This window comes from Pantoea sp. Sc1, assembly GCF_000255315.1.
Lineage (GTDB): Bacteria > Pseudomonadota > Gammaproteobacteria > Enterobacterales > Enterobacteriaceae > Pantoea > Pantoea anthophila.
In genome coordinates this window covers 2,027,893-2,053,816 of record NZ_AJFP01000001.1, presented here as the reverse complement: position 1 = coordinate 2,053,816, position 25,924 = coordinate 2,027,893, and the positions used below count along the sequence as shown (strand labels likewise).

The 25,924-nt window shown below is 57.6% G+C and carries 23 protein-coding genes; 13 read left to right on the top strand and 10 right to left on the bottom strand.

Features of this window, described 5'->3' with window-relative positions; all coding sequences use genetic code 11:
* Positions 1-46 precede the first annotated feature (46 nt).
* Entirely contained in the window at positions 47-1,438 is a 1,392-nt protein-coding gene (locus tag S7A_RS09490; protein ID WP_009090078.1) for a basic amino acid/polyamine antiporter, read from the top strand.
* Positions 1,439-1,452: 14 nt separating this feature from the next.
* Here the strand turns inward: S7A_RS09490 and S7A_RS09485 are convergent, their stop codons facing one another.
* Entirely contained in the window at positions 1,453-1,866 is a 414-nt protein-coding gene (locus S7A_RS09485) for a hypothetical protein (RefSeq protein WP_009090076.1), read from the bottom strand.
* 178 nt (positions 1,867-2,044) lie between these two features.
* Between S7A_RS09485 and rstA the strand changes: the two genes are divergently transcribed.
* The 5 genes from rstA (at position 2,045) to S7A_RS09460 (ending at position 7,345) form a co-directional block, all read left to right on the top strand.
* A complete protein-coding gene (gene rstA, locus S7A_RS09480) occupies positions 2,045-2,770 on the top strand; it encodes a two-component system response regulator RstA (protein WP_009090075.1) in 726 nt (241 codons plus the stop codon).
* Complete coding sequence (gene rstB / locus S7A_RS09475) at positions 2,767-4,068, top strand: two-component system sensor histidine kinase RstB (protein ID WP_009090073.1); 1,302 nt, start codon at positions 2,767-2,769, stop codon at positions 4,066-4,068. The genes rstA and rstB overlap by 4 nt, the downstream gene beginning before the upstream one ends.
* Before the next feature lie 19 nt (positions 4,069-4,087).
* A complete protein-coding gene (locus S7A_RS09470; protein WP_009090072.1) occupies positions 4,088-5,575 on the top strand; it encodes a carboxypeptidase M32 in 1,488 nt (495 codons plus the stop codon).
* A gap of 156 nt (positions 5,576-5,731) precedes the next feature.
* On the top strand, positions 5,732-6,259 hold the full coding sequence (asr, locus tag S7A_RS09465; protein ID WP_009090070.1) for an acid resistance repetitive basic protein Asr: 528 nt from the start codon (positions 5,732-5,734) through the stop codon (positions 6,257-6,259).
* A 276-nt stretch (positions 6,260-6,535) separates the two neighbouring features.
* Positions 6,536-7,345: a serine protease gene (locus tag S7A_RS09460; RefSeq protein ID WP_009090066.1), complete on the top strand. Its 810-nt coding sequence runs from the start codon at positions 6,536-6,538 to the stop codon at positions 7,343-7,345.
* 54 nt (positions 7,346-7,399) lie between these two features.
* Here S7A_RS09460 and hrpA read toward each other — a convergent pair whose 3' ends face one another.
* Positions 7,400-11,302: an ATP-dependent RNA helicase HrpA gene (gene hrpA / locus S7A_RS09455; RefSeq protein ID WP_033736242.1), complete on the bottom strand. Its 3,903-nt coding sequence runs from the start codon at positions 11,300-11,302 to the stop codon at positions 7,400-7,402.
* 256 nt (positions 11,303-11,558) lie between these two features.
* On the opposite strand from hrpA, the gene S7A_RS09450 reads away from it, so the two are divergent.
* Entirely contained in the window at positions 11,559-12,158 is a 600-nt protein-coding gene (locus tag S7A_RS09450; RefSeq protein ID WP_009090062.1) for an FMN-dependent NADH-azoreductase, read from the top strand.
* 64 nt (positions 12,159-12,222) lie between these two features.
* Here the strand turns inward: S7A_RS09450 and S7A_RS09445 are convergent, their stop codons facing one another.
* Genes S7A_RS09445 through S7A_RS09435 form a run of 3 tightly spaced genes read right to left on the bottom strand, consistent with a single transcriptional unit; the run spans position 12,223 to position 15,388 of the window.
* Positions 12,223-12,561: a YdbL family protein gene (locus S7A_RS09445; protein ID WP_009090060.1), complete on the bottom strand. Its 339-nt coding sequence runs from the start codon at positions 12,559-12,561 to the stop codon at positions 12,223-12,225.
* An 11-nt stretch (positions 12,562-12,572) separates the two neighbouring features.
* Complete coding sequence (locus S7A_RS09440) at positions 12,573-12,761, bottom strand: YnbE family lipoprotein (RefSeq protein ID WP_009090058.1); 189 nt, start codon at positions 12,759-12,761, stop codon at positions 12,573-12,575.
* Positions 12,758-15,388: a YdbH family protein gene (locus tag S7A_RS09435; protein ID WP_009090056.1), complete on the bottom strand. Its 2,631-nt coding sequence runs from the start codon at positions 15,386-15,388 to the stop codon at positions 12,758-12,760. The genes S7A_RS09440 and S7A_RS09435 overlap by 4 nt, the downstream gene beginning before the upstream one ends.
* A 146-nt stretch (positions 15,389-15,534) precedes the next feature.
* On the opposite strand from S7A_RS09435, the gene S7A_RS09430 reads away from it, so the two are divergent.
* On the top strand, positions 15,535-16,527 hold the full coding sequence (locus S7A_RS09430) for a 2-hydroxyacid dehydrogenase (RefSeq protein WP_009090054.1): 993 nt from the start codon (positions 15,535-15,537) through the stop codon (positions 16,525-16,527).
* A gap of 31 nt (positions 16,528-16,558) precedes the next feature.
* Here the strand turns inward: S7A_RS09430 and S7A_RS09425 are convergent, their stop codons facing one another.
* Entirely contained in the window at positions 16,559-16,834 is a 276-nt protein-coding gene (locus S7A_RS09425; RefSeq protein ID WP_009090053.1) for a DUF333 domain-containing protein, read from the bottom strand.
* Positions 16,835-17,018: 184 nt separating this feature from the next.
* Here S7A_RS09425 and S7A_RS09420 point away from each other — a divergent pair, with 184 nt between their 5' ends.
* The 3 genes from S7A_RS09420 (at position 17,019) to ttcA (ending at position 20,198) form a co-directional block, all read left to right on the top strand.
* A complete protein-coding gene (locus S7A_RS09420; RefSeq protein ID WP_033736241.1) occupies positions 17,019-17,675 on the top strand; it encodes an MgtC/SapB family protein in 657 nt (218 codons plus the stop codon).
* A 229-nt stretch (positions 17,676-17,904) separates the two neighbouring features.
* The gene (locus tag S7A_RS09415) at positions 17,905-18,165 is read left to right on the top strand and encodes a hypothetical protein (protein ID WP_009090049.1); all 261 of its coding nucleotides are present in this window, start codon (positions 17,905-17,907) and stop codon (positions 18,163-18,165) included.
* A 1,097-nt stretch (positions 18,166-19,262) separates the two neighbouring features.
* A complete protein-coding gene (gene ttcA / locus S7A_RS09410) occupies positions 19,263-20,198 on the top strand; it encodes a tRNA 2-thiocytidine(32) synthetase TtcA (RefSeq protein ID WP_009090046.1) in 936 nt (311 codons plus the stop codon).
* A gap of 46 nt (positions 20,199-20,244) precedes the next feature.
* Here ttcA and S7A_RS21500 read toward each other — a convergent pair whose 3' ends face one another.
* From S7A_RS21500 to S7A_RS09400, 3 genes are all read right to left on the bottom strand, one after another.
* Complete coding sequence (locus S7A_RS21500; RefSeq protein WP_009090044.1) at positions 20,245-20,391, bottom strand: hypothetical protein; 147 nt, start codon at positions 20,389-20,391, stop codon at positions 20,245-20,247.
* Between the two features lie 296 nt (positions 20,392-20,687).
* Positions 20,688-21,671, bottom strand: coding sequence for a zinc transporter ZntB (gene zntB, locus S7A_RS09405; RefSeq protein WP_009090042.1), 984 nt, complete (start codon positions 21,669-21,671; stop codon positions 20,688-20,690).
* Positions 21,672-21,789: 118 nt separating this feature from the next.
* Positions 21,790-23,409, bottom strand: coding sequence for an ABC transporter substrate-binding protein (locus tag S7A_RS09400; protein WP_009090041.1), 1,620 nt, complete (start codon positions 23,407-23,409; stop codon positions 21,790-21,792).
* A gap of 152 nt (positions 23,410-23,561) precedes the next feature.
* On the opposite strand from S7A_RS09400, the gene mpaA reads away from it, so the two are divergent.
* The gene (gene mpaA / locus S7A_RS09395) at positions 23,562-24,269 is read left to right on the top strand and encodes a murein tripeptide amidase MpaA (protein WP_009090039.1); all 708 of its coding nucleotides are present in this window, start codon (positions 23,562-23,564) and stop codon (positions 24,267-24,269) included.
* On the opposite strand, the gene ycjG is transcribed toward mpaA, so the two are convergent.
* Positions 24,244-25,227, bottom strand: coding sequence for an L-Ala-D/L-Glu epimerase (gene ycjG, locus S7A_RS09390; RefSeq protein ID WP_009090037.1), 984 nt, complete (start codon positions 25,225-25,227; stop codon positions 24,244-24,246). The two genes, mpaA and ycjG, sit on opposite strands and share 26 nt — an antisense overlap.
* A gap of 146 nt (positions 25,228-25,373) precedes the next feature.
* Between ycjG and tpx the strand changes: the two genes are divergently transcribed.
* Complete coding sequence (gene tpx / locus S7A_RS09385; RefSeq protein ID WP_009090036.1) at positions 25,374-25,877, top strand: thiol peroxidase; 504 nt, start codon at positions 25,374-25,376, stop codon at positions 25,875-25,877.
* Positions 25,878-25,924: the final 47 nt, after the last annotated feature.

Below are 25,924 nucleotides of genomic sequence, written 5' to 3'. Positions count from 1 at the left end.
ATGAAATCCGATTTATCCAGCCATATATGCTAGCGGGAAGGTTGTTTTGGAGAAAAAATTAGGTCTCGGTGCGCTGACGGCGCTGGTACTCAGTTCCATGCTGGGTGCCGGCGTGTTCAGTCTGCCGCAAAATATGGCTGCGGTGGCGGGTCCGGCGGCGCTGCTGCTGGGCTGGCTGATTACCGGCGTCGGCATCATCTTTCTGTCGCTGGCGATGCTGCTGCTGACCCGCCTGAAACCTGAACTCGACGGCGGCATTTTCACCTACGCCCGCGCCGGGTTCGGTGAACTGACAGGCTTCTGCTCCGCCTGGGGCTACTGGCTCTGTGCTGTCATCGCCAACGTCTCCTATCTGGTGATCGTCTTCTCCGCCCTGAGCTTTTTCACGGATACCCCGGATCGGGTGATCTTTGGGGATGGCAATACCTGGCAGGCGATGCTGGGGGCCTCGGTGCTGCTGTGGCTGGTTCACTGGCTGGTACTGCGCGGGGTACAGACTGCGGCCAGTATCAATCTGATGGCGACGCTGGGCAAACTGGTGCCGCTGCTGCTGTTTATCGTGCTGGCGGTGATGGCGTTTAACTACGATCGCTTCCGCGTCGACTTTTCCGGCGTCACGCTGGGGCAGCCCCTGTGGGAGCAGGTCAAGCAGACGATGCTGATCACTCTGTGGGTCTTTATCGGAGTTGAGGGTGCCGTAGTGGTTTCTGCCCGCGCACGTCAGAAAAAAGATGTGGGACGCGCCACCCTGCTGGCGGTGCTGGCCGCCCTGCTGGTTTATCTGCTGGTGACGCTGCTGTCGCTGGGCGTGGTGCCCCGTGCCGAACTGGCCGGGATGCGCAACCCCTCCATGGCAGGACTGATGACGCGACTGATGGGACACTGGGGCGATGCGGTGATTGCCATCGGCCTGATCATCTCCGTCTGCGGCGCCTATCTGAGCTGGACGATTATGGCTGCCGAAGTGCCGCTGATTGCCGCGCAGCAGGGTGCCTTTCCACGCAGCATTGCCCGGCAAAACCGCCACAACGCGCCCGCCGCCTCACTGTGGCTGACCAACGGCAGTATTCAGTTCTGCCTGATTCTGATCGCCGTGACCGGCGCGGATTACAACAATCTGCTGACCATCGCCTCGGAGATGATTCTGGTGCCCTATCTGCTGGTGGGGTTGTATCTGATCAAAGTCGTGCGGGGACAGCACAAGCCGCTGGCAATGGCGATCGGTCTCGGTGCCAGCCTGTATGGCATCTGGCTGCTTTATGCCTCAGGCCCCCTGCATCTGATGATGTCGGTGGTGCTCTATACGCCGGGCCTGCTGCTGTTTCTCTTTGCCCGCCGGGGAGGCCGCGCAGCGTCTGCGCTGACCGCACCGGAGCGGATTGTGATGGGATTACTGATCGCGGCCATGCTGCCCGCCGTGTGGCAGCTGACGAAATAGCGCGGAAGGTGCGCTTAGTGTGACTGCACCGGAATCGACACACACAGCAGGTCATCCTGCTGTATGAGATTCAGCGGCTTGGCATATTCATGATGAATGGCATCCAGCTGCTCCGCCGACAGCGGATAAGGGAGCTGGATATCAAAGCGGCTGATCTGCTGCTGTTCCGCGAGAGTGACCAGGCGCGCGATGTTAATTTCGTCACTCACCTGGGTAGAAATGATTTGTAATGCTAATTCTTTTAACGGGTCGTCACTGCCCTGTAAGCGGTGTGCTGATTTCCGTGTCACCATGCCGAATATCGGCATCACGCCATAAATCGCATCGACAAAGCTCCAGCGTTTTTTGCAGGAAGCGGAAAGAAAGTCACTGTAATTGAAGCAGATGCGGTCAGGGTATATGGCTGATGCCAGCTCTTTATCAGACACACTAATGCTCCTCATAATAATCAACGATATCCCAAACCTGGCGCAAAAAGGCTGCGCTAATGATTGCACATTTTGCCGGTTATATACCAGCAAGCTAAGGATATTTCGTGCGGTAGCGTAGAGCTCAGGACCAGGAAAAGATATGCTTTCGTCCATCCCTGTCTCTGCTTTGTAAACTATGAACAAAATTGTTTATGTAGAAGATGAACCCGAAGTGGGTTCACTGATTGCGGCCTACCTGGGTCGTCATGACATTGAAGTGATTGTTGAGACGCGCGGCGACCGCGCTGAAGCGGTGATTGCCGAACAGCAACCCGATCTGGTGATGCTGGATATCATGCTGCCCGGCAAGGATGGCATGACGATCTGCCGTGATTTACGGGCCAACTGGCAGGGGCCCATTGTGCTGCTCACCTCACTCGACAGCGACATGAATCACATTCTGGCGCTGGAGATGGGCGCGCAGGATTACATTCTGAAGACCACGCCACCTGCGGTCCTGCTGGCCCGTCTGCGCCTGCATCTGCGTCAGTCTCAGCAGACGCAGCCGGAGGATGCGCCCGCCATTCCTGCCGCGAACCGTATGCTGCGTTTTGGCTCGCTGACCATCGATGCTCTGAATCGACAGGTGACGCTGTTTGACGAACAGATCGCCCTCTCTACGGCCGATTTTGACCTGCTCTGGGTCCTCGCCAGCCATGCCGGTCAGACGCTTAACCGCGATGCGCTGCTGAAAACCCTGCGCGGCGTCAGCTATGACGGTCTGGATCGCAGCATTGACGTGGCCATTTCCCGCCTGCGCAAAAAGCTGCACGACAGCGCCACCGAGCCGTTTCGTATCAAGACCATCCGCAACAAAGGCTACCTGTTTGCGCCTCAGGCCTGGGATACCCGCGTCCTATGAGAAAGCTTTTTATTCAGTTCTATCTGCTGCTGTTTGTCTGCTTTCTGGTGATGGCGCTGCTGGTGGGACTGGTCTATAAGTTCACCGCCGAGCGCGCAGGCCGACAGTCGATGAATGACCTGATGGCCAGCTCGCTCTACCTGATCCGTAGCGAACTGCGGGAGATCCCGCCGCGCGACTGGAACAAAACCATCAAGAGCCTCGATCTTGGCCTCTCGTTTGACCTGCATATCGAGCCAATGAACAAATTCCAGCTCGATGAGACCAACATGCGCCGCCTGCACGCCGGTGAGATTGTGGCGCTCGACGACCAGTACACCTTTTTGCAGCATATCCCGCGCAGCCACTACGTGCTGTCGGTGGGGCCTATCCCCTATCTGTTCTATCTGCATCAGATGCGACTGCTCGATATTGCCCTGCTGGTCTTTATCGGCATGTCACTGGCGCTGCCGGTGTTTATCTGGCTACGCCCCCACTGGCAGGAGATGCAGCGGCTGGAAAAAGCGGCTCAGCGCTTTGGTCGCGGTGAGCTGGATGTGCGCACCCATTTTGACAGTACCTCCAGCCTGTTCCGGCTCGGTATCGCCTTTAACCAGATGGCGGAAAACATCAACACCCTGGTTGCCAGTAAGAAGCAGTTGATCGACGGCATCGCCCATGAGCTGCGGACGCCGCTGGTGCGTCTGCGCTACCGGCTGGAGATGAGCGATAACCTCACGGACGCCGAACGGGTGGCGCTGAACCGCGACATCGGCCAGCTTGAAAGCCTGATTGAGGAGCTGCTGACCTATGCGCGGCTGGATCGGCCACGCGTGGACCTCAATCTGAAGTCGCAGGATCTCGCCAGCTGGCTGCGCGAGCGCCTCGATGACTTCCGCACCATCAATCCCGATGTCCGGATCGATCTCGACCTGCCGCAGCGTGAAAACATCGGGATTTCTGACAGCCGCCTGATGGAGCGGGTGCTGGATAATCTGGTCAATAATGCGCTGCGTTATGCGCAGCAGCGACTGCGGGTGAGCTTATGGTTCGACGGCGCAACCGGCTGCCTGCAGGTGGAGGATGATGGTCCGGGCATTCCGCCAGAAGAGCGGGAACGGGTCTTCGAACCTTTTGTCCGGCTCGATCCGAGCCGCGATCGCGCGACGGGCGGCTGCGGACTGGGGCTGGCGATTGTCCACTCTATTGCGCAGGCGCTGAGCGGCCAGGTCACCATTGAGGCCAGCCCGCTGGGCGGAGCCAGCGTTCGCTTTTGCTGGCCGGTTGATCTACCCTTGCGGGAAATTCCGCTGCGTTAAACACTACAAGGAGTCTCACGTGACCTCAGCGTATCAGCACCTTAGCGCGACCTTCCAGCGCCTCTCCCGTTTCAGCCATGTCACGGCCATCGCCGGCTGTGATATGCAGACCACCATGCCGCCAGGCGGCAGTCAGGCGCGGGGTGAAGCCCTGGCCGAGATGAGCGTTCTGCAGCATCAGATCCTGACGGCTCCCCAAGTCGGAGAGTGGCTGAAGGCCGCACAGCAGGCGTCGCTGAACGATGTTGAGCGGGCCAATCTTCATGAGATGCAGCGTGCTTATCAGCAGGCCAGCCTGCTGCCTGACGACTTCGTGGAAGCCAAATCGATTGCCGGTTCGGTGTGTGAACATGCGTGGCGCACTCAGCGCCCGGCTAACGACTGGCAGGGCTTTGCCACCAACCTGAAAGAGGTGGTGCGTCTGAGCCGCGAAGAGGCGCAGCGACGCGCCGATGCCAGCGGCTGCTCGCGTTACGATGCTCTGCTCGATCTCTATGAACCGGGCATGACCCGCGCCAGGCTGGATGCGACGTTTGGCGAACTGAAAAGCTGGCTGCCCGATCTGTTACAGCAGGTCGTGGAGAAGCAGGCACAACAGCCGATCGTCACGCCGCAGGGGCCGTTCGCCGTGCCTGCGCAGCGCCAGCTCGGGCTGAGCATCATGGAAACGCTGGGCTTCGACTTTAATCATGGTCGCCTGGACATCAGCGCGCATCCTTTCTGCGGCGGCGTGCCGGAAGATGTACGCATTACCACCCGTTACAATGAGGCTGAGTTTCTCAGCGCCATGATGGGTGTGATCCATGAAACCGGCCACGCCCGCTATGAGCAGAATCTGCCGCAGCAGTGGCGGGGACAGCCGGTGGCGCTGGCGCGTTCCACCGCCATCCACGAGTCACAAAGCCTGTTCATGGAGATGCAGCTCGGCCGCAGCCGCGAATTTTTGCAGCGCATTCTGCCGACCATCATCGCCACCTTTGGCGACCAGCCTGCCCTGCAGGCGGATAATTTCATCCGTCTGACCCAGCAGGTGAAGCCGGGCCTGATCCGGGTGGACGCCGATGAGCTGAGCTACCCGGCTCATGTCATTCTGCGCTACGAAATCGAACAGGCGCTGATTGAAGGGGAGATTGAGGTTGAGGATATTCCGGCGCTGTGGGATGAGAAGATGATGCAGTCGCTGGGTCTGGATACCCGCGGCAACTACCGCGATGGCTGTATGCAGGATATTCACTGGACCGATGGCGCGTTTGGCTACTTCCCCACCTACACGCTGGGCGCGATGTACGCCGCGCAGCTGTTCCGCGCCGTCCAGACCGCCATTCCTCAGCTCAGCGAACTGATTCAGCACGGCGAACTGCAACCGGTATTCGACTGGCTGCAACAGAACATCTGGCAGCACGGCAGCCGCTTCTCCACCGACCAGCTGCTGATCAATGCGACAGGCGAAGCGCTGAACCCGGCTTATTTCCGCCAGCATCTTGAACAGCGTTATCTGAAGAACTGACCCTCCGGGCGGCCATCACGCCGCCCTTTCCCCCTTTGTACAATCGGTTACACGCCGATACCAAACACCCACGGACAGGCTTTGTTGATTTCCCTATAGTCTCTTCACCGGCCCCGCAGTGGGCTACACATGAAAAAAGAGTCCGAGGGATTTGCAATGAAAAAATTATTTGCACTGGTTGTCGCCGCTGCTATGGGTATGTCTTCTGTTGCTTTCGCTGCTGAAACCACAGCTGCGCCAGCCGCTGCGCCAGCCGCAACAGCGACCACCACCACCACCGCAGCTGCACCGGCTAAAACCGTTCACAAAACTGCACACAAGAAACACCATAAAGCAGCACAGAAAGCGCAGGCTGCTAAAAAGACTCACCACAAAAAAGCGGTGAAAAAAGATGCTGCTCAGAAAGCGCAGGCAGCAAAAAAAGTTCACCACAAGAAAGCGGTAAAACCTGCTGCCCAGAAAGCGCAGGCAGCTAAAAAAGTTCACCACAAAAAAGCCACTCAGCCCGCTGCACAGAAAGCCCAGGCTGCGAAAAAAGTTCATCACAAAAAAGCGGTAAAACCTGCTCAGAAAGCGCAGGCTGCTAAGAAAGTTCACCACAAGAAAGCAGTAAAACCTGCTCAGAAAGCGCAGGCAGCTAAGAAAGTTCACCACAAGAAAGTTGTTAAATCAGCGGCTAAATAAGATCGCCCTCAGGCGCACAGCCACGCGATAATGCTTAAAAACACCCGGTTCTGCCGGGTGTTTCTTTACTGGAGTGGATGAAATGGTGCGTCGCTATCGCTTCGAAATTATTCTGCTTGTGATGATCCTGTGTGGCATCGTTGCTGCCAGCTTCTTTATTTAACTGCTGTAGCGTACTGATTAACCGATAAAACTCCCTTTTTTAACGCTCACCGACTATAGTTACCGTTCTTACGTGATAACAATAACGTCTATTTTCTCGCCATTGAGATTTCTATGCGCCTGGCTACCTTGTTAATGGTTGGACTTTTCAGCTTTGCCACGACGGTTCATGCCGATGATGACGATGATTCGCCGACACCGGCTGAAATTAAGATGCTGTTCTTCGGCAAGGATCATCGCCAGGCAATCACGGATATCACCGCTGCTCCCTGGGATGCGATTGGTCAGCTCGAAACAGAAAGCGGTAACCTCTGTACAGCCACGCTCATCTCTCCCCATCTGGCGCTGACGGCCGGACACTGTCTGCTCGCCCCGCCGGGTAACTTTGATAAGCCGGTTGCGCTGCGTTTTATGGCCAGCGACAAAGGCTGGCGCTATGAACTGCATGACATTGATGCGCGGGTTGAGCCCTCGCTGGCCTCCAAGTTAAAGGCGGATGGTGAAGGCTGGATCGTGCCGAGCAGTGCGGCGCCGTATGACTATGGCATTGTGATATTACGCAATCCACCGTCGGCCATTACCCCTATCCCGCTGTTTGAGGGCTCGCGCAGCGACCTGACGGCCGCCCTGAAGCTGACCGGTCGTAAAGTGACGCAGGCGGGCTATCCAGCCGATCACCTGGATACCCTCTATTCCCACAGCAACTGTCTGATTACCGGCTGGGCGCAGCGCGCCGTGCTGTCACATCAGTGCGACACCCTGCCTGGCGACAGCGGTTCACCGCTGCTGCTCAACAGCGACAAAGGCTGGCAGCTGATTGCGGTGCAGAGCTCCGCGCCCGCGGCAAAGGATCGCTATCTGGCGGACAACCGCGCGATTGCGGTCACCTCATTTAAAGATAAGCTGGAATCCCTCGCGCAGTAACTGCGTGCAGCCTGAGCGGCTGTCGGGTGCGCACACTCCGTGCGCACCCGGCTTTCAGCCCGCTATCTGCTCCATCGTCTGCAGAATACGCTTATCCGAGATCGGATAAGGCGTACCCAGCTGCTGAGCAAAGTAGCTGATGCGCAGCTCTTCAATCATCCAGCGAATGCTGAGCACCTCTTCATCATCCTGACGCTGCGGCGGCAGCTTGTTGCGCCACGCCTGGTACGCCTGTTCCACCGCCTGAACTTTCAGCATCCGCGCCCGATCGCTGTGCGGATCGGCAGGCAGTTTCTCCAGTCGCCGCTCGATACCCTGCAGATAACGCAGCGTGTCGGCCAGTCGCTGCCAGCCGTTGCCGGTGACAAAGCCCCGATAGACCAGTCCGTTTAACTGCGCTTTGATATCGGACAGCGCCAGCGCCATGGTCATATCCACCCGGCCTTTCAGCCGTTTATTGATGTTAAAGACCGCCGTCAGAATCTGCTCTACCTGCTTAGCTATCGTCACCACGGTCTCATTAAGCTCACCGCGGACTTTGTCACGCAGCTGCTCGAACGAGGCCTGATCCCAGGCAGGGCCGCCCGCTTCCCCCATCAGTTTATCGATGCCACAGGCGATGCAGTCGTCGATCAGCTCCAGCACTTTGCCATAGGGGTTAAAGTAGAGTCCGAGTTTGGCTTTGTTCGGTAACTTCTCGTGCAGATACTTCACCGGCGACGGCACATTCAGCAGCAGCAGGCGACGCTGGCCGCGCCACATCATTTTTTGCTGCTCCTGTTCGCTGTCAAACAGGCGGATAGCAACGCTCTCTTTTTCATCTACCAGCGCAGGCCAGGCTTTCACCTGGTAACTGCCGCGCTTCTGTTCATAGCTGCGAGGCAGTTCGCCAAAGCTCCAGAGATGCAGCCCGCTCTGTTCCAGCCCGTCATCGGCCACTTTCGACAGCGTCTCCTGCACCTTGTCTTTCAGCCGGGCCTTGAGCGCGGTGAGGTCCTTGCCTTCCAGCAGTTTACGATTGTGCTCGTCGACTACCCGGAAGGTCATTTTCAGATGATCGGGCACCTGTTCCCACTGCCAGTTCTCCCGCTCCAGCGTAACGCCGGTCATGCGGCGAAACTCGCGCGCCAGCGCATCTGCCAGCGGCATCTCCATCGCCGTCACCCTTCCCAGAAACGCCTCGGCGTAGTTAGGAGCAGGCACCAGATGGCGGCGCAGCGGTTTCGGCAGCGACTTAATCAGCGCAATAATCAGCTCACGCCGCACGCCGGGGATCTGCCATTCAAAGCCGCTATCCTCAACCTGATTCAGCAACGGCAGCGGTATATGGACCGTCACGCCATCGGCATCTGCGCCTGGCTCGAACTGGTAACTCAGCTTCAGTTTCAGGTTGCCCTGATGCCAGAAGTTGGGATAGTCGAGCTGACTGACCTTGTCCGCGCCCTCTTTGATCAGCATCTGCCTGTCGAAGTTGAGCAGGTCGGCGTTATCGCGGCTGGCCCGTTTCCACCAGCTGTCAAAATGTCTGGCCGAGACCACCTCTTTGCCGATACGCTGATCATAAAAAGCAAACAGCGTTTCGTCATCGACCAGAATGTCGCGGCGACGGGATTTATGCTCCAGATCTTCCACTTCGCTGCGCAGTTTCTGATTGGCGCGGAAGAAAGCGTGACGCGTCTGCCAGTCGCCCTCGACGAGGGCGTGGCGGATAAAGAGTTCGCGGCTCAGGGTGGGATCGATACTGCCGTAGTTGACCTTGCGCGCGGCAACAATCGGCAGGCCATAGAGCGTGACCTTCTCGGTTGCCATCACCGCCCCCTGCGATTTCTCCCAGTGCGGTTCGCTGTAGCTGCGCTTCGTCAGATGCTGCGCCAGCGGTTCAATCCACTCCGGCTCAATGCGTCCCGCCGTCCGCCCCCAGAGGCGGCTGGTTTCGACCAGCTCTGCCACCATGGTCCACTTCGGCGGCTTCTTAAACAGCCCGGAGCCGGGGAAGATGGCGAAGCGGGTATTGCGCGCGCCGGTGTACTCCTGCTTGTCGGCATCTTTCTGTCCGATGTGCGACAGCAGACCACTCAACAGCGCACAGTGAACCTGCTGTAACGGGGCCGGTTCGCTGTTGACCGGAATACCCAGTTCGCGCACCACCTGCCGCAGCTGGGTGTAGATATCCTGCCACTCCCGCACGCGCAGATAGTTGAGAAAGTCGCTTTTGCACTGGCGTCGGAACAGGTTGCCGGACAGGGCTTTCTGCTGCTCCGCCAGATAGTTCCAAAGATTGACATAGGCCAGGAAATCGGAATCTTTGTCAGCAAAGCGCCGGTGTTTTTCATCAGAGGCCTGCTTCTTCTCTGCCGGACGCTCGCGCGGGTCCTGAATCGACAGGCCCGCAGTGATGATCATCACTTCGCGCACACAGCCCAGCCGCTGCGCCTCCAGCACCATTCGCGCCAGGCGCGGATCGACCGGCAACTGCGCCAGCTGTCGCCCGGAGCCGGTGAGGGTGTAGTGACCCGTCTCTTCATTCAGCGTCAGCGCGCCCAGCTCTTCCAGCAGGCGGATACCATCCTGAATATTGCGCTTATCGGGCGCTTCCACAAAGGGGAACGCCGCGATATCGCCTAGCCCCAGCGAGGTCATCTGCAGGATCACCGACGCCAGGTTGGTGCGCAGAATTTCGGGGTCAGTAAAGGCCGGACGACTCAGGAAATCCTCTTCCGAGTAGAGGCGGATACAGATACCGTCGGAAACACGTCCGCATCGTCCTTTACGCTGATTGGCCGAGGCCTGAGAAATCGGCTCAATCGGCAGACGCTGCACTTTGGTGCGGAAGCTGTAGCGGCTGATACGCGCAGTGCCGGGGTCAATCACATATTTGATGCCGGGCACCGTCAGCGAGGTTTCCGCCACGTTGGTGGCCAGCACGATGCGGCGGCCACTGTGTGACTGAAACACCCGGTTCTGTTCGGCGTTCGACAGTCGCGCATACAGCGGCAGCACTTCAGTGTGCGGCAGGTCGCGTTTATTCAGCGCGTCGGCGGTATCGCGGATTTCGCGCTCGCCGCTCATGAAGATCAGAATATCGCCCCGGCTCTCCTGTCCGAGTTCATCGACGGCATCAAAGATCGCCTGCAGCTGGTCACGGTCGCCATCCTCCGCCTCTTCAACCACCGGCCGGTAGCGCACTTCCACCGGGAAGGTGCGGCCGGAGACTTCGATAACCGGCGCATTGTTGAAATGCCGCGAGAAACGCTGCGGGTCGATGGTCGCAGAGGTGATGATCACCTTGAGATCGGGACGCCGCGGCAGCAGCTCACGCAGATAACCGAGCAGGAAGTCGATATTCAGGCTGCGCTCGTGCGCTTCGTCGATGATGATGGTGTCATATTGCATCAGCAGGCGATCCTGCTGGATCTCCGCCAGCAGGATCCCATCGGTCATCAGCTTGACCTGGGTCAGCTCGCTGACCTGGTCATTAAACCGCACTTTATAGCCGACACAGCCGCCGGGCGAGGTGTTCAGCTCATCGGCGATGCGATTGGCCACGGTGCGTGCCGCCAGGCGACGGGGCTGGGTGTGACCAATCAATCCGGTCACGCCGCGCCCCAGTGCCAGACAGATTTTCGGCAGCTGCGTGGTTTTACCCGAGCCGGTTTCCCCGGCCACAATCACGACCTGGTGATCGCGAATCGCCTCAGCGATATCCTGCTGTTTCTGGCTGACAGGCAGATTGTCCGGGAAGGTGATGGCTGGCGTCGCCGCGCGCCGCTGGGCTACACGCTGTTCAGCGGCGAAAACGTCCTGCTCCAGCTCGCGGGCTATGCCCTCTTGTGCCTCGGGGCTTTTGACTTTTCTGGCCCCCTGCAGACGGCGCTGCAGCCGCTGGCGATCGCGAAGCATTAAGCCGTCGAGCCGGGCCCGGAGCGCGGTCAGTGGAGACGTATCGGGAGATGACATAATAGTGACGTACCTTACTCAGACAGTGTCGCTGCAGAAACAGCGCCCTGGACGCCGGGATAACCAGCTGATTCAGTGAAAATAATTGCGCGCATAATAGCACATTCTGAACTGTTCCGGGGACGCACCCCGGTTACGCTTATTCAATAAATTCGAACATAGCTCTCGAAATATTGCGCTTTCACCGCGCCATTGATAACCGTAGAGTGTAAACCATTGAGCGGAAACCCTTCCGCGTTACAGACAGGAAATCACCATGAGCAAAGTTTTAGTTCTGAAATCAAGCATCCTCGCAGGCTACTCACAATCAGGCCAGCTTGCTGACTTCTACGTTGAACAGGCAAAAGCCCAGGGTAAAGACGTGACCGTTCGTGATCTGGCGGCGAACCCGATTCCGGTTCTGGATGGTGAACTGGTCGGTGCTATGCGTCCTTCTGACACGCCGCTGTCTCCGCGCCAGCAGGAAGCGCTGGATCTCTCCAACGCGCTGATTGAAGAACTGCAGGCACATGACGAAGTGGTTATTGCGGCACCGATGTACAATTTCAACATCCCGACCCAGCTGAAAAACTATTTCGACCTGATTGCCCGTGCAGGCGTGACGTTCCGCTACACCGAAGCAGGCCCGGAAGGTCTGGTTAAAGGGAAAAAAGCGGTTGTGATCACCAGCCGTGGCGGGATTCACAAAGACACCCCGACCGATCTGCTGACGCCATACGTTAAGCTGTTCCTGGGCTTCATCGGCATCACTGACGTTGAGTTCGTGTTTGCTGAAGGTATCGCCTACGGTCCTGAAGTGGCCAGCAAAGCGACCGCTGAAGCGAAAGACGCGATCAAACAGATCGTCACCGCTTAAAAGGCGCTCATCTCAGGATGAGACGCACAATCAACCGGGCCACGCGCCCGGTTTTTTTTGCGGCTTAGGGCGTGCCCGGAGCCTCTTTTCTCAGCCACTGACCGTTAATGCCCCGCACATATTCCCCCACCGCTGCCCGGCTCACCAGTTTCTGCCCGGCAATGCTGGCGATATCCGCCGTGGAGAGATTGTTCTGTTCTGCCAGCCGCTGATATTGCTGATGCCGTCCGGCGTTGATGCGCTGCACCAGTGCCTGGGTTTCGCTGTCTCCGGCGCGCGCCGCGAGGTAGCCGGAGAGCGTTTCGCCCACCAGCCCCGACTGCCGGGCCTGATCCAGCGTCAGCGCCCAGGCGGGCTGCATCATCATCAGCGCGAGTAGCAGCGCCGCGCTTTTGCGTCTCATACGTGCTCTCCTCAGAACAGACCGCTCTGGTTTTTCAGTAACGCTTCCACGTCTTTATCCACCTTGATGTGGATCTCATGCTCAATTTTTACGTTCATATTGATGGTGATGGGATCTTTGGGTGCCGTAACCTCAATGCGCGGCACGCAGCCGATGCTCAGCAGTCCGGCTGCCAGAACCAGTAGTGCCCTCAGGCTCATGGTGAAGTGTCCTTGTTCGATGGCAAAGTCGCGTGTTGTTCCAGCCAGGATTGCAAATTATCGCCAAAGCGCAGGCTGCGCCAGAGCTGAAACAGATTTTCCTGATGATGGTAGTTAAGATTCACCGTCTGACGACGGTTGCTGAACCGGCTGACGCCCTGCACCTCTGCCGTCATGCTCAGATCGCCGAGGTTATCCAGATTAATCGTCGCCCAGCTGCGGGAGATCTCCATATAGCGTAGCCAGTCCAGCGCCGCGCCAGTGGCAACGTTATTACGGGTAATGGCATCCGCCATATCGTTGTCCAGCCGGAAAGTCAGAGGGCCGCTGTTGGCTATCCACCCTTTCTCGACCAGCCAGCGGGGATTATTGAGCCACAGCGGCAGTTCACCGTTAACCCGTCCCGACATGGCGAACTGCTTAGGCTTCAGTGCGGTCACCAGCTCGCTGAGGCTGATTTGACGCAGCGTTACCCGCGCAGGCTCATGCTGTGGCATCTGCAATGCGGGCAGCGTAATCTGCCCGCCGAGGAGTTCCAGACTGACATCCTGCAACCTCAGCGGCGCGGCTTCGCTCCACGGCCAGCTGCCCTGCAGATCGGCACGGATATTCTGCATCGCAAACTGGTTTTTTACCTCGGCAATGCGCAGGGAAACCGGGCCATGCTGACCAAACTGCCACTGCCCGGCCCTGAAGCGAAAGGGCAGTGAGAAGTCGATACCATTGATCTGGCTGTCCGGCGTCCAGACGCTGCCCTGCTTCACCGACCAGTGTCCACCAGCCTGAAAACCCTGCCCGGGAGCAGCGGAAAAGGCGAACTGCGCCTGCAGCTGACCATCCTGAATCTGCATTTTCATATCCGGGCTGATTAACGGCTGAAACACCCGGAGCGACTGTGACGGCCACCAGGCCTGACCGCGCAGCCGTTCGCCATCCCAGCGACCATTGACCCGCAGCGGGCCAATCCTGCCGGCATTCAGGCTGCCCCGCCAGATAAAGTCGCCGGGGTCACGGCCTTTCGCCTCGAAATCGAGCGTTGAATCAGCCAGCCTGCCGCCATAGCTGAACCGGGTCTCGCCCGCCTGCAGCCGGAAATGGCCATTAAACGCCGGGTGGGCCGCATCGCGCTGCCAGTTAACGGGTTCAGTGAGCGTCAGACGCGGACTGGCGACGTTGACACTGCCGTAGGCCAGTTGATTAAACCCGGTGGAGAGCGTATCCAGATGGATCAGCGTATCGTGCCAGCCACCCGTGCCTTTGACATCCCAGCGTGCCTGAAGCGGCAGCATCTCGCCTCCGCCCCAGTAGCGCCAGTTCCATTCGCCCTTATCAGGCCAGAAGTCGCTGGCACGCCCATCGAGATGCAGCCGGAAACGGCCAAAACTGGCATCGTGCGCGTTAAGAATCGCCTGCAGACGGCCATCAATTCCCTGCGATGAGAGGCGCACGCCCGCCAGCGGCCAGCGCGCCTCGTCCACCTCCAGCGTGGAGAGCAGGCGGCCCCGCAGGCGCAGCAGTGATTTAGGCTGGAGTTGCAGCTGAGGATCGAGGAGTGACCCGCTGAGCACGCCCGGAATGGAGCCGTAGAGTTGCAGATCCGCCAGCTTACTTTCACCGGTCAGCTGAAACGGCAGATGGCTCTCTGTCAGGCTGAGGTGGCCGGGGCCGAGACCCAGCACAACGTTGCCCTTGCCGCCGCGCCCCCGGGTCAGCAGATTGAGGCGTCCGCTGATCTGGCTCCGTTCAAGCCCCGACTGCCAGTTCTCCAGCGTCAGGTTAATAAAGCCGGAGAGCGGCTGGGCGGCGAACGGCCAGTAATATTCCCCCTTCTCAATCTGAATCTGGTCGCGACTGATCTGCCAGGGCAGACGCAGAAGCGGGCGATCCTGTTCCGCCGTCGTTGCGACTAATACGCCCTGCTGCTGCTGCCAGTTGAGGCTGAGCTGAAGCGGATACGGCAGCGCAGCCAGCGCCAGTTGTCCGGCCACCTCGCCATTTACCGGCAGGTCACTGGCAAAGGTGGGAAGTTCAAGATGACCCTTGAGGGTGATGGGTTCAGAGAGTGCCGGATGGGTCAGCGTCAGATGATCGACTGCCAGCTGCTGACCGGTCAGCGTTGCCGCCAGCTGCAGATTGTCACCCAGATAAGTCAGACGCTGGCGATCTTTTTCCAGCGTGAGATCCAGTGCACCCGCGTAGGTCTGCCACGGGGCCACCGTCAGCTTATCCAGATGGACATCGGCACCCGGCAGCATTGCCTGCCATTCGGCCAGCGTTCTGGGCGAACCGGGATTGTCGCCGTCCGCCGGCAGTTTTTGCAGACAGGCGCTGTCCAGCGTCAGCGCGGACGCGTTAAGTTTCCAGCGCGACTGATGCCAGCCCAGCGAGACGGCTTCAACCGTTGCCAGCGTACAGTCGCCCGTCAGATAACGAATTTCTGGCAGCCACAGGCCTCCCTCCCGCCAGCGCGGTGCGCCAGACAGCTCAATGCGGGTCTCCTGCGGCAGCCAGATCCCGACAAGCCGGGGCAGCCACTGTGTCACTGTTAACATCAGGCCGAGCAGCAGCAGAATCAGCGCCAGAACAGCCGCCAGCCGCCGCCGGACTCTCCGTGGCATAAAAGCCATAATCCTTTTCCTCACCCTTTCCTGACCATGATGATGGCATGTAAATTGCGCGAGGTGAAGGTCTGCCCCGGACGCATTTCAGCGGTTTCAGCAAAGTCCGTCAGAAAACGTTATCCTTGGTCTATCACCTCTGCAGGAGCACAACGATGAAGATCGCGGTTTACAGCACCAAGCATTACGATCAGAAATACCTTGAGCAGGTCAATCAGCAGTTCGGCTTTGAACTGGTGTTCTTCGACTTTTTACTCACTGAAAGCACCGCAAAAACGGCAGTGGATTGCGATGCGGTCTGCATCTTTGTCAATGATGATGGCAGCCGACCGGTGCTGGAAGAGCTGGCCGCGCTGGGAGTGAAGTATATCGCGCTGCGCTGTGCCGGTTTTAATAATGTCGATCTGGACGCTGCAAAAGAGCTGGGCCTGGAGGTGGTGCGTGTGCCCGCCTATTCGCCGGAAGCGGTCGCGGAGCATGCTATCGGCCTGATGATGACGCTGAACCGCCGTATTCATCGCGCCTATCAGCGCACCCGTGACGCGAACTTTTCACTCGACGGCCTGACCGGCTTTAACATGCATAACAAAACGGCGGGCGTGATAGGCACCGGTAAAATCGGCATTGCGACCATGCGCATCCTGAAGGGCTTTGGCATGCGGCTGCTGGCGTTTGATCCCTGGCCGAGCGAGCAGGCGCTGGAACTTGGCGCGGAGTATGTCGATCTGAAGACGCTGTTTGCGGAGTCGCACGTCATTACGCTCCACTGCCCGCTGACGCCGGAAAATCACCATCTGCTCAACGCCGAGGCGTTCAGCCAGATGCGTGACGGCGTCATGATTATCAATACCAGCCGCGGTGGCCTGATCGATTCACAGGCGGCGATTGATGCGCTGAAGCAGCAGAAGATTGGCGCGCTCGGCATGGATGTTTATGAGAACGAACGCGACCTGTTCTTTGAAGATAAGTCGAATGATGTGATTCAGGACGATGTCTTCCGCCGTCTGTCGGCGTGCCATAACGTGCTCTTCACCGGCCATCAGGCGTTTTTAACCGCCGAAGCCCTGACCGCCATTTCTGAAACTACATTAAGCAATCTCAGTCAGCTCGATCGTGGTGAAAACTGCCCGAACCGACTCTCCGTCTGAGGGTGCGGGCCGGAGCAATCCGGCCTGTCTATCAGCGCGCGCAGTGCCCGCCGATCAGCGCCTGCTCATCACAACGACGCCCGTTCACTAACTGACACATCCCCACCCGGGATCCATCCAGCTGATGCGAAAAAGCCAGCGTTCCGCCTGCATTTTCACAGGTGCTTTCTGCCAGAGAAGACATCACCACGCGGGGCTGAACATGGGCGGCGGTGGCTTGTTGCGGTGGCTCGTTATCATCACTGTGGCTGCTGCAGGCAGAGAGGAATAACGCGGCACCGGCCAGCAAAAAGGTGGCTGCTTTCATCAGTCGGACTCCGGGAATTGGGATAATAGGCTGGCTCAGCATATGTCAGGCAGCACAAGGGGTCGAGAGGTGAAACAGCTTTTTACAAATTTCTGCGGCGTGTTTTGCAAGCAGAATTATCTTGTTTACCTGGTAACACTGAACTGTCACCCTTTTCCGGCCCCCCTTATTTCGGAGTAAAGCCATGTTAATGGATATGTTAATTCGCATTGCGCTGGCCGGTATTCTTGGCGGCCTTATCGGCCTGGAGCGGCAGATGCGGGCCAAAGAAGCCGGACTTCGCACCCACATCCTGGTCGGGATCGGCAGTGCGATGTTCATGCTGGTGTCGAAATATGGCTTTGCCGATATGCTGAACAGCGACCATGTCGCGCTGGACCCCAGCCGTATTGCGGCGCAGGTGGTCAGCGGCATGGGCTTCCTTGGCGCAGGTACCATCATGATCCAGAAGCAGGTGGTGAAGGGCTTAACCACGGCGGCGGGTTTATGGGTAACCGCAGCGATTGGCCTGGTCATCGGCAGCGGCATGTATGAGATCGGCATCTATGGCACCGTACTGGCGCTGGTCGTGCTGGAAGTGTTCCGCCGTCTGAGCCACGTTTTAATCGGTAAACACCATACCCTGCTGGTTTTCCTGAAGCCGAAGAGTGTGCCGCTGGTGCTGCTGGTGATGCAGCGGGAAGGCATCCGCTACGGCAACGTGACGGTGATTAATCGCGATCAGGAAAGCGGACTGTGTGAACTCAGCGTGCAGGTTACGCTGTCGCGCAGGTCAAATGACGCGCATCTTTACGATAAGGTGATGGAGATTAAAGGGGTGCAATCGCTGGAGATGATGTGAGCATCTGTCCTGTCTCACCGGGCCGGTGCGCCAGCCCGGTGGGTTTCATACCCTGAAAATGTCGGCGCAGACGATGGCGCTCCCCTTGCCTGCTGCCGACGTTGTTAACAGCCTGATCCACTGTCACCCTTCAGAATGACCATCCCCTGACCTGACACATGGAGCCGGTCAGAAATTAATGACATAATCCGGTATTATTTATCAGCGAAATGATGACAGCCGGAGACCAATGCGCCCTGACTCTGACCCTGCAGACAATGCCCTGTCCGCTACCGCACGTAAAAGTAACTGGCGCGGGTTAAGCCTGCTGACGGTTATCCTGATCGCGGCTGCGGTGGCGATTATCATGATTCTGGACCATCGCAACTCGGTGAATAATGCGCTCGAAACCGGACAATGTCTGGCTGAGGAAGGCGCTGAAAACATTCTTGGCGTACTCAGGCATTTTTTACACCATGCCTATCGCTGGATCTTTAAAGCCTGCGGCTAATTAAATTCAGTGCAGCAGAAAATGGAGTAAGCCGTGCCGGTTCAGCAGCAGCAGAACGCCACCATACATTACGGCGACATAACAGATTAAAAAAAGCAGCAGCGTCATGATAAATTTCACACCAGACTTTTTTATTTTGTGATCGTTATCCGGCTTTCTCATCGCGGTTAATCACCACTCCTTTTTTAACCTGATTGCACAGCGGGATATTAAACGGTTCCTTTGTTCCGCTGTATTGCCGAAATGTGCGAAACGACGCCCCGGACGTATGTCTGTTGATTTTACGTTGGATAAAACCAAGCCCGGCGACGTTATGCTTTTTTATCCGGGTGGACACGTTCTCAAGAAACAAGCAACTGATTGTTTAATATCTCTTTTTCCAGAGAATAAAGTGCAGACTGAAAGTAACAGAGCGTTCGATTCAGGCCATTAAACCAGCCTGTCGATGAAGCTGATTATAATCTTTTCCGCTCAACACAGATTAAACCGCGTGCGACTTTCAGATCACTCCGTTTAATCTGTCCCAGCCTGACTCACGCAGAACGCCCGATTTAAAAAGCAAAATATTTAAATTTGATATGGGTCAAATTTCACTCCCGATATAATAGTGCCTGTTTATGTCTGATTGATCTTTACCTGCTCATGCTGGTTAATTTGCTGAACCGGTGGCGTCAATGAAATATCTGTTAATCCTCCCCTTCATTTTTATGATCGCAGGCTGCGCGACAAAGAACGATAGCGCGCGAACCGCGACTGACCAGGCTTCATCCCCCTCCTGCTCCTCGCACAGTGATGAAATCGACTGTCAGTGGAAAGAGGTCCCCGCCAGCTGAGGAGGTAACGCTGACTTTTCTCCGCCGTATGCGCCACTGCGCAATGCTGCAACATCCTCTTCTCTCCCCGTTTGCCTTTACGCAACGTGCGGAAGGTGAACTCTGGCGTCTTAATCCGCGGATTACTTCACTCCGGCACTGGCATTCGCGGCAACAATCCGTACCATACGCTGCATATTCGAGACACCGCAGAGAAGTGGCTGGCTGAATGCGCACGTTGATTTGCCCTCAGGCTACGCTTTCTGGTTTTAGAGATAGGTAAAAATGCAAGATAATCAAACGGTTGACAAGAAAGAACAGTACAACCTCAATAAACTGCAGAAACGCCTGCGCCGTCATGTCGGCGAAGCCATTGCAGATTTCAATATGATCGAAGAAGGTGACCGCATCATGGTCTGCCTGTCGGGCGGAAAAGACAGCTATACCATGCTGGAAATTCTGCGCAGTCTGCAAAAAAGCGCCCCGGTCAGTTTCAGCCTGATTGCCGTTAACCTGGACCAGAAGCAGCCTGGCTTCCCTGAGCATATTCTCCCGGCCTATCTGGAGTCTCAGGGTGTGGAGTACCGGATTATCGAAGAAGATACCTACTCCATCGTCAAAGAGAAGATTCCGGAAGGGAAAACCACCTGCTCTCTCTGCTCACGCCTGCGCCGTGGCATTCTGTACCGCGTTGCTACGGAGCTGGGCTGCACGAAAATTGCGCTGGGCCACCACCGCGATGACATTCTGCAGACGCTGTTCCTCAACATGTTCTATGGCGGGAAAATGAAAGGCATGCCACCGAAGCTGATGAGCGACGATGGCAAGCAGATTGTGATCCGCCCGCTGGCCTACTGCCGTGAAAAAGATATCATCCGCTTCTCGGAAGCGCGTCAGTTCCCGATTATCCCCTGCAACCTCTGCGGTTCTCAGCCAAACCTGCAGCGTCAGGTGGTAGCCGATATGCTGCGTGACTGGGATAAGCGCTACCCGGGCCGTATCGAAACGATGTTCAGTGCGATGCAGAATGTCGTGCCGTCGCACCTCGCCGATGTCAATCTGTTCGACTTCAAAGGCATCAAACATGGCGATGCGGTGGTGGATGGGGGCGATATCGCCTTTGACCGCGAAACGCTGCCGTTGCAGCCGGCAGGCTGGCGGCTCGATGATGAAGATGCCCCTGTCACAGGCGCACGTCTGGATGTGCTGCAGATTAAGTAAATGCCGGAAAAACAGAAGGGCGTGCTGCTGGCAGCACGCCCTTTTTTTATATGTTGCGGTGTGGCGGTGGATCCATTATCGGCGGAAACTCCGGATCCGTCGGCGGATCGGGCTGAGGTTGCGGATGGGGGATCGGGTCAGGAATCGGGGTCGGATCGGTGGGGATCGGCTCGCTGTTATAAATCGCGCTCATGCCGTACTCCTTTTCTTGCGAATGGACTTTAAGCTTAGGTAAGGAACGGCGTTCCAGCCAGCCAGGCAAAAAAAAGCCGGCGCACTGGCCGGCATGTTTCGAATTAAATGTGCTATGCATTAATTCTAAATCAGGAAGTAAGACAATATGGAGCGCAACGCCCATCGCTTGACGTTGCATTCACCTGCGGGAGAGAGTTTGCGTCAACGGCGACATCGGGTTCTTGATATCGATCAGCTTTTGCCGCCTTTCCTCGAATTTCAGCGCCTGGGCTGAGATGCCCCCTCCCCGTCGCGCTACAGCCAGTGCCGTTTACGCAGATAACCGGCGACGCCGACAGCCAGAACCACCAGCAGCAGGCAGAAAATGGAAAAGCCGTATCGCCATTCTCCGCCCGGAATGCCGCCGAGGTTTACGCCGAACAGACCGGTCAGGAAGGTGGCTGGCAGGAAGATCATCGCCATGACTGACATGGTATAAGTGCGCCGGTTCATCGATTCGGCCATGGCAGAGGCAACCTCGTCGGCCAGAATGGCGGTTCGCGCCACGCCGGCATCCAGGTCATCCAGCCCGCGTCCCAGCCTGTCGGCAATCTCCTGCATCCGACGCCGCTCGTTGTCATCCATCCAGGCCAGTTTTTCGCTCGCCAGCCGGGCATAGACATCGCGTTGCGGGGCCATATAGCGTCGCATCACAATCAGCTGTTTGCGCAGCAGACCCAGCTCACCCCGCGCGGGCATCCGCTGATCCAGTAGCGCATCCTCCAGCTCAATGATTTTGTCATGCAACTCTTCGATAAATTCGCTGGTGTGATCGGTCAGGGCATCACAGACATCCACCAGCCAGCTGCCGCAATCGATCGGGCCGTTGCCGTTCTGCAGGTCGGTCAGTACTTCATCCACGGCAGAGACTTTGCGCCGGCGGGTCGAAACAATCAGCTTGTCATTGATAAAGACCCGCATCACGACCAGCTGGTCACGGCGCGCATCGCTGTTGTGGTTAACGCTGCGCAGCACAATCATGAAGCCATCACCCAGACGGCTAACGCGCGGACGCATACTGTCACCCGCCAGGGCATCACGAACGGCATCGGGAATTTGAGGCGTCGACTGCAGCCATTCTGCGCTTTTACGATGGGTGTAGTTAAGATGCAGCCAGCAGGGCTGCTCGCACTGAATCACCTCATCTTCCGCGATCGGGATCATGCCGCCCTTGCCATCAAGCTGGCAGGAAATGATGGCGTCTGAAACCTGCAATGCTTTTCCTTCAATTACGTCCACACCGTCCCCTCACTATCAAAATCAATACGATACAGTCTAGCGTGGCGGCGATGAGTTGCAATCTCCGGGCTGTGTAGAAAGATGTCAGCCGGTGGCCGGATGAACAGCCACCGGAGGCTTAATGTTTCTCGATCCAGAGCTCGCGGCTGTAGGCGACATCTTCGGGGTTGGTGATGGGATACCCTTTGACCCAGGGTTTAATCAGGCGGCCATTGGTGTACTGATAGATCGGGGCGATGGGTGCCTGATCCGCCAGAATCTGTTCCGCGCGGTTATAATCGCTGCTGCGCGCCTCGTCACTGGTCTCGCGACTCGCTTTGGCCAGCACGGCATCGTAATCCGCGTTGCTGAAGCGGGGAATGTTGCTGCTGTTGCCGGAAGTCAGCAGATTCAGGAAGGTGGACGGCTCATTGTAATCGCCGACCCAGGATGCCCGGATCACATCGAAGTTGCCGCTGTTACGGCTGTCGATGTAGGTTTTCCACTCCTGATTTTCCAGCGAGACATCCACGCCAAGATTCTTTTTCCACATGGACGCCACCGCGATAGCAATCTTCTGATGGCTCTCCGAGGTGTTATAAAGCAGCTTAAGCCTGAGCGGTTTACCCGGGCCATAGCCCGCTGCGGTGAGCAGTGCTTTTGCCTGCGCGTTGAGATTGTTCTGGTCATGTTGCTGCAGGAAAGAAGGCAGCGGCCTGAAGCCAGCGGTGACATCCGGGGTAAAGTGCCATGCGGGTTTTTCACCGGTTCCCAGCACTTTTTCCGCAATAATCCGGCGATCAATAGACCAGGAGAGCGCTTTGCGCACCCGCGCATCAGCGGTCGGCCCCTTCTGCGTATTAAACGCATAGTAATAGGTGCCCAGCTGGTCAGGCGTGTAGACCTCACCCGGCAGACTTTTCTTCAGCAGACCATACATCTCTTTAGGAAAAGATTCGGTGATATCAATGTCGTTGGCGCGATAACGCTTGGTGGCACTCGACTCTTCGTTGATCGGAACAAACGTCACCCGGGTCAAAACCGAATGGGCATCATCCCAGTAGTGCGGATTGCGCGTCAGGACAATTTTCTCATTTACCACGCGCTCGCTGAGCTGATAGGCCCCGTTGCCGACCAGTTTACCGGGCGCGGTCCAGCTGTCGCCCTGCTGCGCCAGGGTCTTCTGCGGCACCGGAAAGAGCGCCACGTTAGCCACCAGCGCCGGGAACCACGGCACCGGACGATCCAGCGTGACCTTCAGGCGGCTGTTATCCTGCGCCACCACGCCCAGCTTATCCGGGGTCATCTGACCTTTGGCGATCGCCGCCGCGTTCTCAATACCGCTTAAGGCGGCGAACGAGGCCGAGGGTGAACTGTTTTCAGGGTCGACAAGGCGCTGCCAGCTGTAAACAAAATCCTGCGCGGTGACCGGCTCGCCATTCGACCAGCGTGCGTTGTTGCGCAGCGTGAAGATCCAGGTTTTGTTGTCGCTGCTGCTCCAGCTCTGGGCCACGCCCGGTACGATTTTGCCGTGCGCATCCTGATTGGTCAGGCCTTCAAAAAGATCGCGAATGACCTGAATCTCTGGCAGGCCGACCGCTTTAAGCGGATCGAGCGAAGCGGGTTCATCCTTGATATGACGCACGATCTGCTGCTGCTCAGCCAGCTGCGCGCCAGCGGGTGGATTCGCCGCGAGGGCGGGTGTGAAGAGGCTGCTCAGACTGATGGCGGCCAGCGTCATGCGAAAGGTTTTAACCATAATCACTCCTTTACCTCAAAGAAGCGCTGCACGACGCCGATCGCGATGCAGCTTGTGCAGGGCACTTTAACGCAAATCGCTGATGGATAAATAACTATTTTCCGCCTTCTGCTTTTCCGCTACTTTTAATAAAACCCTTCGAGGAAATCATTATGTCGCCACTTCATCCGCGCCCGCTGCGTGGCAAGCTGGACGTTCCGTATCAGCAGTATGGTCGCTCACTCCTGGGCGCACCGCTGCTCTGGTTTCCGGCTCCGCTGGGCGATTCGGAGAGCGGGCTGATCCTGGCAGGCACCCATGGGGATGAGAATGCGGCTATCGCCACGCTCTCCGCCGCATTGCGGACGCTGCCCGATGGCATGCGGCGGCATCATGTGGTGTTAGCGGTTAATCCAGACGGCTGTCAGCTGGGGTTGCGCGCGAATGCCAGTGGTGTGGATCTCAACCGTAACTTTCCGGCCGCAAACTGGCAGTCGGGCGATACCGTTTATCGCTGGAACAGCGCCGCCGATGCGCGCGATGTGGCGCTCTCAACCGGCAATCATCCCGCCTCAGAACCGGAAACCCAGGCGCTCTGCGCCCTGATTCATCAGATCAAACCACGCTGGATCGTCTCCTGGCATGAGCCGCTGGGGTGCATTGATGACCCGCATCAGTCAGAAATAGGCGGCTGGCTGGCCGACCACACCGCCCTCCCCCGCGTCACCAGCGTCGGATATGACACTCCCGGCTCCTTCGGCAGCTGGTGCAAAGATCTCAGCCTGCCCTGCGTGACCGCGGAGCTGCCGGTAATCTCCGTGGATGAAGCGACGGAAGTCTACCTTGAGGTGATGGTTAACCTGCTGCGCTGGCAGCAATGAGTAACTGACCGTTCCGCACGTTAATCGGTGGTTCGGCATCCACCGCCAGCCAGGTCGGGCCATCAAGATCGGCAAAACGGGTCTGCGGCACCAGCGGCAGTGCGGCGCGTATCGCCCGCGAGGTGCAGAGCATGCAGCCAAGCATGACCGCAAAGCCCTGCTGCTGCGCCGCTTCGGCCAGCGCCAGCGCTTCGGTCAGCCCGCCAGCCTTATCCAGCTTGATATTGACCATCTCATAACGGCCGCGCAGCGCTGGCAGGCTGTCACGCGTGTGACAGCTCTCATCGGCACAGATCGGCAGGGGATGAATAAAGTTTTCCAGCGCCGCATCTTCACCGGCGGGCAGCGGCTGCTCCAGCATCGCCACGTCAATATCGGCCAGCAGCTGACAGCGCGCCGCCAGCCCCTCTGCATGCCAGGATTCGTTCGCATCGACAATCAGAGTGGCTTCCGGCACCGCTGCGCGGATCGCCATCAGCCGCTCGGTAATGAAATTATCATCCAGCTTAATTTTCAGTAGCGTGGCACCATGCTGCCACAGCGCCAGCGCGCTGCTGGCCATCGCTGCCGGTGTGTCGATGCTCACCGTCTGGGCGGTCACCACCTCCGGGGGCGCGGTGACGCCATTCAGCTGCCACAGGCTGCTTTTCTGCTGATGAACGGCGAGATCCCACAGCGCGCTGTCGATAGCGTTACGCGCGGCACCGGCGGGCAGCGCCTGCTGCAGTGCCTCGCGCGTCATGCCCTGCTGCAGCGCGGGCAGCAGAGAGGCGATCTGCGCCAGTACAGAGGCCTCGGTTTCGCCGTAGCGGGCATAAGGCGTCGCCTCACCCACCCCCTTGACGCCCGCCTCTTCAATCTCAACCACCACCACCTTCACTTCGGTTCGGGTTCCACGGGCAATGACAAACGGGGTATGTAACGGCCAGGCTTCGGGATAACTTTTTACCGTTCTCATTTCCACTCCAGAATGAATGACGCAGTGGCAGACCGCCACAGAGATTTCGACAATTGAACTCGTAAACCCTTAACATTTATGTCATAAACAACGGCTAAGTTTAGCCTTTTTGTATCAGCGCTTTTTTATCATCAAAAGGAATCACTATGTCTCAGACTGTTCATTTTCAGGGTAATGCCGTCCCGGTTGCAGGTCAGTTCCCTCAGACGGGCGATAAAGCCAAAGCGTTCACCCTGGTGGCGAAGAACCTGGTTAACGTTGCGCTCTCTGAGTATGCAGGAAAACGCAAAATTCTGAACATTTTCCCGAGTGTGGATACCGGCGTGTGTGCGTCATCAGTGCGTAAATTCAATCAGGCAGCCAGTGAACTGAATAACACCGTGGTGTTATGTATCTCTGCTGACCTGCCGTTTGCCCAGTCGCGCTTCTGTGGCGCAGAGAACCTGAGCAACGTGGTGACCCTGTCGACGCTGCGCGGCTCAGAGTTTAAGTATGATTATGGCGTGGAAATTGCCGATGGTGCGCTGGAAGGGCTGACCGCGCGTGCGGTGGTGGTGCTGGATGAGAATGATAAAGTGCTTTACAGCCAGCTGGTGGATGAAATCACCAACGAACCTGATTATGACGCAGCGCTGGCCGCGCTGAAGTAATAAAAAAAAAGCGGATAACCCGGTTATCCGCTTTTTCCCTTTCGCGC